This is a genomic window from Cellulomonas algicola, assembly GCF_003851725.1.
Lineage (GTDB): Bacteria > Actinomycetota > Actinomycetes > Actinomycetales > Cellulomonadaceae > Cellulomonas > Cellulomonas algicola.
In genome coordinates, this window is sequence record NZ_BHYL01000104.1 from 1 (window position 1) to 6,840 (window position 6,840).

8 protein-coding genes are annotated in these 6,840 nt (G+C 75.2%); 1 reads left to right on the forward strand and 7 read right to left on the reverse strand.

Annotated elements, in window-relative coordinates; translation table 11 throughout:
* The 5 genes from CTKZ_RS07950 to CTKZ_RS07970 all read right to left on the reverse strand — a co-directional run.
* On the reverse strand, positions 1-875 hold an 875-nt coding region (locus CTKZ_RS07950), incomplete at its 3' end, for a glycosyltransferase family 2 protein (protein WP_124342445.1).
* A gap of 163 nt (positions 876-1,038) precedes the next feature.
* Positions 1,039-1,386 carry a hypothetical protein gene (locus CTKZ_RS07955; RefSeq protein ID WP_124342446.1) on the reverse strand — a complete coding sequence of 116 codons (348 nt, stop codon included), beginning with the start codon at positions 1,384-1,386 and terminating at the stop codon, positions 1,039-1,041.
* A 73-nt stretch (positions 1,387-1,459) separates the two neighbouring features.
* Positions 1,460-2,899, reverse strand: a complete 1,440-nt coding sequence (locus tag CTKZ_RS07960) for a PP2C family protein-serine/threonine phosphatase (protein WP_235843402.1) — start codon at positions 2,897-2,899, stop codon at positions 1,460-1,462.
* Between the two features lie 32 nt (positions 2,900-2,931).
* Positions 2,932-3,906: a hypothetical protein gene (locus CTKZ_RS07965; RefSeq protein ID WP_124342447.1), complete on the reverse strand. Its 975-nt coding sequence runs from the start codon at positions 3,904-3,906 to the stop codon at positions 2,932-2,934.
* Between the two features lie 18 nt (positions 3,907-3,924).
* Complete coding sequence (locus tag CTKZ_RS07970; RefSeq protein WP_124342452.1) at positions 3,925-4,374, reverse strand: MarR family winged helix-turn-helix transcriptional regulator; 450 nt, start codon at positions 4,372-4,374, stop codon at positions 3,925-3,927.
* 131 nt (positions 4,375-4,505) lie between these two features.
* Between CTKZ_RS07970 and CTKZ_RS07975 the strand changes: the two genes are divergently transcribed.
* On the forward strand, positions 4,506-4,907 hold the full coding sequence (locus CTKZ_RS07975; RefSeq protein ID WP_124342448.1) for a four-helix bundle copper-binding protein: 402 nt from the start codon (positions 4,506-4,508) through the stop codon (positions 4,905-4,907).
* 46 nt (positions 4,908-4,953) lie between these two features.
* On the opposite strand, the gene CTKZ_RS07980 is transcribed toward CTKZ_RS07975, so the two are convergent.
* The gene (locus CTKZ_RS07980; protein ID WP_124342449.1) at positions 4,954-5,220 is read right to left on the reverse strand and encodes a nuclease; all 267 of its coding nucleotides are present in this window, start codon (positions 5,218-5,220) and stop codon (positions 4,954-4,956) included.
* A 389-nt stretch (positions 5,221-5,609) separates the two neighbouring features.
* Positions 5,610-6,746, reverse strand: a complete 1,137-nt coding sequence (locus tag CTKZ_RS07985; RefSeq protein WP_124342450.1) for a hypothetical protein — start codon at positions 6,744-6,746, stop codon at positions 5,610-5,612.
* Between the last annotated feature and the right edge of the window lie 94 nt (positions 6,747-6,840).

Consider the following 6,840-nt stretch of genomic DNA (forward strand, 5'->3'; position numbering starts at 1 on the left):
CCGCCGGCCCGCTCGCGCCCGCGCCACGCGACGAGCACGGCGGCAGCGCCCAGGACGACCGCCGGGCCGGGCCGGTGGCGGAGCGCCGACCACGCCAGCACGGGCAGCACGGCGGCCTCGGCGACGAGGCGCGACGGCTGCGCGAGGCTGTCGTACGCCTGCCGGACCCGCTGCGACCAGAAGTACCGCGCCGACGGCGGGCGTCGCGCGACGAACAGCCCGGGGGCGCGCCGCTCGGTCCCGCCGACCGCGCGGATCGTGCGCAGCAGCTCGAGGTTCTCGAACAGCACGTCGCCCGCGTACCCGCCCGCGCGCAGCAGAGTCGTGCGGCGGACGACGAGCGTCCCCGGGAAGTCCTCGCCGAGGCCGCGGTTCACCAGCGTGCGCGCGGTGTCCCATCGCGCGTGCCAGGGGAGCGGCCGGAACACGTTCTGCACGCGCACGACGTCGGCGTCGGCGAGCATCCCCACGGCCGTGCGCAGCTGCGCGGGGGTCCAGCGGACGTCGTCGTCCGCGATCACGACGGCGTCGGCGCGCGCGAGGCGGACGCCCGTCATGACGCCGCCGACCTTGCCGTTCGCGCCCGGCCACGGCGCGGGCCGCACGTGCCGGACGGTCGTGCCCCAGGCGGCGGCGTGCGCCGCGAACCGCGCGGGCGGCGAGCCGTCCACGACCGTGACGGGCACGTGCCGTGCGAGGTCGCGCAGGTACGCGGTGAGGTCGGCGAGGTCGTCGTCGCGCTCCCAGCGCAGGGGCAGGACGTACTCGGCGTCGAGGAAGCGCGCGTCGTGCGGCTCGCCGACCCGGCCGGGCCGTGCGGCGACCGCTGTCCTGTGCGTCCCGGTGCCACCGTCGGCGCCTGTCCGCAGCTCCATGGGCCCGCCCCCGTCCCGCGGTGTGCGGCACCGGAGCTGGACCCGTCCTCAGGCTAGGAGGGTCCGGCCGGGAGCGCGTCCCGAGGGGTGGGCGGTGGGTCGCAGTGCGGCGACGACCGGCGCAGCGGTGGCCGCCACCACGCCCGTCGCGGGAGCCGGTGGGTCAGCGGCCCGTCCACCCGAGCAGCACGAAGAGGTCCGACTCCTCGCGCGTGCCGCCCAGGTAGGCCTGCGCGACGGCGGTCGCACCGCGGCGCTCCGCGGTCCACAGGTCGAAGTCGACCGACCGGACCCACGAGGTCGGCAGGAGGCCGAGCAGCACACCCGTGCGGGAGAGCACCGCGACGTCCCCGTCGGGGGTGCGCTGCAGCAGGACGTCGGCGCGGCTGATGCGGTCGGTGGGACCGGTCCACGCGCCGCGGCGGAAGTCGCGGACCCGGACGCCCGTGAGGCGACCGCGCGACGGGACACGGAGCTGTGACGGTGCAGGTGCGAGCGTCGTCTGGGTCATGGCACGGAATGTAGGGCCGGTCGGTGACCCCGGCACCTCGAGCGTGCCCTCGTCCGGGGCGGCCACGCGGAGGTCAGGAGGCCGCGTCGGGCGCGACCGTGACCTGCGCTCGGGCGGCGAGGCCGTCGGGCACGCCGTCGTCGTCCTGCGGCGCGCGGACGTCCTGCGGGTGCAGCCGCACGGCGACGAGCGCGACGTCGTCCTCGCCGGCATCGGCGGGGAGCTCGGCGACCAGGGCGTCGGTCAGCGACTCGAGCGGCTCGGCACCGACCCGCTCGAGCGTCCGGCGCAGCTCCGCGAGCCCGGCGCGCAGGTCGCGGTCGCGCCGTTCGATGAGCCCGTCCGTGTACATCAGGAGGGTCGAGCCGCGCTCGACGACGACCTCGCTCTCGTTGCGAGGGCTGTCCGGGACGATGCCCAGGAGCGGTCCGTGGTCGCGCGCCTCGAGCACGACGACCGACCCGTCGGACGCCACGACCATCGGCGGCAGGTGGCCGGCCGACGACCACCGGATGCGGGTCACGCCACGCTCGCGCTCCTCGGCGGTCTGCTCGAGGCGGGCGACGACGACGGTCGCGGGCGTCCCGATCCGCAGCGTGCGCATCGCCGCGTCGAGCTGGGCCAGGACGCCCGCGGGACCGTCCTTGGTCGTGACGGCGATCGCGCGGAGCATCGAGCGCAGCTGTCCCATCACGGACGCCGCCTCGATGTCGTGCCCCGCGACGTCGCCGATGACGAACATCGTCGCTCCGTCGGGCTGCAGGAAGGCGTCGTACCAGTCGCCGCCGACGTGCGTCGACTCGCCGGCGGGCCGGTACCGGACGACGACCTCGAGGTCGTCGGGCTCGACGGGCTCGGTGAGCAGCGCGCGCTGCAGCGCCTCGGCGACGTCACGCTGCTGCCGGAAGCGGCGCGCGTTGTCGAGCGCGAGCGCCGCCGCTGCGGTCACCTGGCGCAGCGTGGTGAGCTCGTCGTGCCCGAGTGCGTCGCGTGCCGCGCCGAACATCGACAGCGCACCGATCGTGCGGCCCGCCCGCACGAGCGGCAGCACCACGAGCCACGTCGGGGCGAGCGTGTCGACCAGCCCGTGCACCCGACCGGGGTGCAGCACGCCCTTGAGCGCGACGGCGGCGCCCGTGCGGACCTCGACCAGCTCGCCGCGTCGGATCGCGTCGAGGAGGAACGCGTGCTCGGACATCGCGCCGATCCGCGCGGCGGCGTACTCGGCCACGACCGCGCGCAGCGCGGGGTCGGTGTGCCACGTCGCGATGTCGCGCAGGCGCCGACGTCCCGGCCGCGGTTCCTCGTCGTCCACGAGGGTGACGACGCACCAGTCCGCGAGGGCCGGCACGAGGAGCTGGGCGAGGCGGTCGGCCGCGACGTCGGCGTCCATGGTCGAGGCGAGCTCGGCGGTGACCCGCGCGAGCATCGGCGCCCGCCCTGCCGCACCGGCGTCGGCCGCCGTCGCATGCCGCACCACCGCACGCTCGCGGGCCGACGGGTGCGCGTTCACCGCCTCACCGTATGTCACGGCCCGTCAGGTGCTCACCTCACGGCCGGGTGACGGTCAGCGACGCCGGACAGCAGCACGTGCGCCGCCGACCTCTCCGGCAGGTCGGCGGCGAGCGCGCAGTCCCCGGCCCGGATCGTGACCGTGGCGGTGTCCTGGTACGCAGGGTGCGGTTGCGCGGTGACGGTGTCGATCGTCGCCAGGCCGACGACGAGCCGGGACGCCGAGTGCTCAGGAGTCCGGCCGCGCACGAGCCACGCGCGACGCCCGACCACCTCGAGGGCCCGGTCGTCGCCCGCGACGACGGCACCGTGCAGCGTCATCGGGGAGACCGCGTGCGTCAGCCGGTGCGCGGCCGCCCGCAGCCCGCGGCCGTACCGGTGCACGACGCGACGCTCGTGCCACGCCCACGCGCGCAGCTGCGCGTGCCGGCGCGCCACCGCGAGGACGTCCGCGCGCAGGGCGGTGTCGTCGCCGCCGAGGCGGACGTCCTGCGGGGGAGCGGCGGTGAGGTCGGCGGCGTCGAGGAGGCGGCGGCCGACCGATCCGGCGGGTGCGGCCCGGAACGAGTCGCGGAGCGCGTCGACCAGTCGGTCGACGGTCTGCCGGGACGAGCCGTTGTACCGGACCGTCAGCGGTCGGCCCGTCCGCGGGTGGAGGGTGAGGCTCGCGTCGAGCATGCTCACGACGTCGTGCACGGCGGCGACGTCACGGAGCGCGATCTCCCGCACGTCGTAGGGGCGCGTGAGGGCCGGTGCACCCCGCCGCGAGGTCGTGACCGTCCGGCTCAGCACGGTGAGGCGCGCGTCGTCGAGGACGAGCAGGTGGTCGTACAGGTCCATGCCGGGGTGCGCGTCGCGTCGCGCGATGTTGCGCGGCACCTTGAGGACCAGCCGGGTCGACGTGAGGTCGAGGGGGTGGTCGCGGTACAGCCGCGGCACGTCGTCGGGCGTCGTCACCTCGTCGACCCAGGGGCCGAAGCGGGCGTACTCGGTGGTCTCGGTCGTCATGGTGTCCCGTTCCACGTGTCAGTCTCGGCCGATGCGGGTGAGCAGGTCGAGGCAGGGCTGCAGGTCGATCCCGTCGAGCCGGTCGAGCACGCGTCGGCGGGCGCTCGCGACCTGGGCCGGCCGCGCCTCGGCCAGGAGTGCGCGCCCGGGATCGGTGAGGACCGCCTCGGAGCCGCGACCGTCCGCGGTGCTGGGGCGCCGTACCACGAGACCGCGGCGTTCGAGCGCGGTGACGACGCGCGTGACGCCGGCCAGCGACAGGCCGGACTCGACGGCGAGCTCGCCCATCCGCAGCCCGTCGGGCGCCTCGGTGAGGTGCAGCAGCGTGAAGTACTCGGTGGTGCGCAGCCCGACGGCCCGGCCGAGGTCCTGCTCGAACGCGCGCGGGACGCGGACGACCGCACGCGCGAGCGCGCGCAGCAGCTGCTCCTCCTGCGCGGTGAGGGGCGGGACGTGTGCGTCGACCATGCCGTCAAAGTACTTCACCAGTGAAGTACACCGCGGGACGTCCGACCCGGTGCCCGGGTCTGGTCGCGTCCACCCGCCCGGCGTAGCGTCGCGAGGGTCAGCGCGCACACGAGCGAGAGGGCGGACGAGCGATGAGCATGATGGCCGACATGATGAAGTCCATGCCGACGCAGACGACCGGCATGGACATGACCGCGATGCAGCCGTGCATCGAGGCGTGCTCCGCGGCGGCGATGGCGGCGACGATGTGCGCGGACGCCGACGGCGGCGAGGGCATGGGGCGATGTGCGTCCATGTGCGCCAGCACGTGCGACGTCGCCACCACGACGATGCGCATGATGATGCGGCCCGCGGGCTACGACATGGGTGTCATGACGTCGATGATGGCCGCGTGCGTCGCGATGGGCGAGGCCTGCGCGGCCGAGTGCGACATGCACGCCGAGATGTCCGAGCACTGCCGCATCTGCGCCGCGGCGTGCCGTGCCATGGTCGACGCGTGCCGCACGGCGATGGGGTCGATGAGCACGTCCTGAGGCGAGCGCGGCCGGCCCGACGGACAGCGCGGCCGGCCTGACGGACTCAGGAGCGGACGTCGTCCGTCGGCCGCGCCGCGAACCAGACGCCGCCGACGGCGAGCAGCTCGGCGACCGGGTGCACGGCGACCGGCTCGCCGGGCTCGGGCGTCGCACGCGTCGTCAGGGTGCGGGTGCCGCCGTCGAGCAGGGCGACCGTCACGAGCGCGTCGCCCTGCACGACGACGATGCCGTCGCGCCAGGCGGTCGGGGAGGCGGTGGCGACGACCTCCTGGATGGGCAGGACGTCGACGCGGGTGGTGGGCTGAGGCACGGGAGGCTCCGGGGTGTCCGGTGGGGCGGTGTCGGGTGCTGCTCCGCTCACGGGCGTGCGGCCCGGGCGAGGGAGCGGCGGTGCGTGCGGTCGACGCGTGGGTCCGCACCCTCGGACCAGGCAGGACACCTGCGGGGACGACGCGGACCGGCTGACTACGAGGTCGTCAGCGACACATTCGACACAGACACCGGATCGTCGGCAGCACGTCGGAGGCGCCCGCGGCACGCGGGTTCTCGGACAGGGGCCGGACGACGGACATGGTTCGAGTGTGAGAACGGCGTCCGCATGCTGTCAAGGACGGTCGGATGGCGGACGCGCGACCGTCCGCAGGTCCCGAGCAGCGCGTGGACGGGCCGGCGAGCGCGCCGCGCGGCGGCGGACGGCGGTCACCGCTTCGCGAGCTTCGTGGCGAACGCCGCCTTGACCTGCGCCTCGACCCGGAACGCGTCGGCCTCGCCCTCGAGGCCCCGGTAGGCGGCGAGGACCGCGTCGCGGAGCTTCCCGGCCTGCGTCCGGACCGCCGAGGTGTCCGACGCCACAGGCCGTTTCGCCCGGGTGACCTTCGTCCAGGCCGCGGACAGCCGGGCGATCGCGGTGTCGATCGCCTGCAGCCGCTCGCGCAGCGTCTTCTCGGTCGTCGTCGGGCGCTTCGCGGCCGCCATCGCCGTGAGCTTCGGCCGGAGCACGTCGGTCTGCCACGTCGTGAAGACGGCGACGTGCGGGGCGCCGTCGGCGAGCACGGAACCCGGCTGGGCGAGTGTGTCGAGACCGGTGAACGCGTCGGAGTGCTGCATGAGCAGCGTGAGCAGCTCCTTGTGCTTGCCGTACATGACGTCGAACATGCGCTCGGCGTGCGCCACCTGGTCGGCGTCCAGGGGCTTGGCGTAGGTCGTGGCGCGGACCGCCTCGACGACCGCCACCGGGATCTTCGTCGTCGCGTGGATCTGCGCGGGGGTCTGCTTCTGGGCGAGCAGCGAGCGGAGGACGACGACGTCCTGGTCGGCGTGCCGCGACTCGTGGTAGAGCGTGCCGACGACCTCCGTGACCTCCTGCGGGTCCAGGTCGCCGAGCACGCGCGGGGGTGTGTCGCCGGAGGTGAAGCTCGCGGTGTTGATCTTCACCTTCCACGTCTCCGAGTCGAACGAGCCGGCCGCCCCCGCGTCCGTCACGAGGGTCCAGGCGAACAGCGGCACGCCCGCGGCCTTGAGCTCGCCCGCGATCGTCGTCATGACCGCCTTCACGAAGTCCTCGAGCGGCAGGTCCTTCTTCGACCGGTAGAGCTGCGCGGCCTGGTCGACGTACGCGGTCCGGCTCGTCGGCAGGTCGAGCCCGTACGGGGCGCGCTGCACGACCGGGTGAGCAGTCGTCGGCGAAGGCTGACGGCGGACCGCCTGGCGGGCCGCCCGGTTGCCGGCGGTCCGCTGCAGCGCGACCAGCGCGTCCGCGGAGAGGGGGCCCGTCGGCGCGACGACGCCCCGGCGACGCGGGCCGCGCGGTGCGCTCGCCTGGTCACCTGCTGGCACTCGCGGTGTCCCGACGCCGTGCGCTCGCACGGTCGCCTCCCCTCCGGCAGGCACTCGTCAGCACTGTACCGACGACGCGCGGCGTCGGGACGGC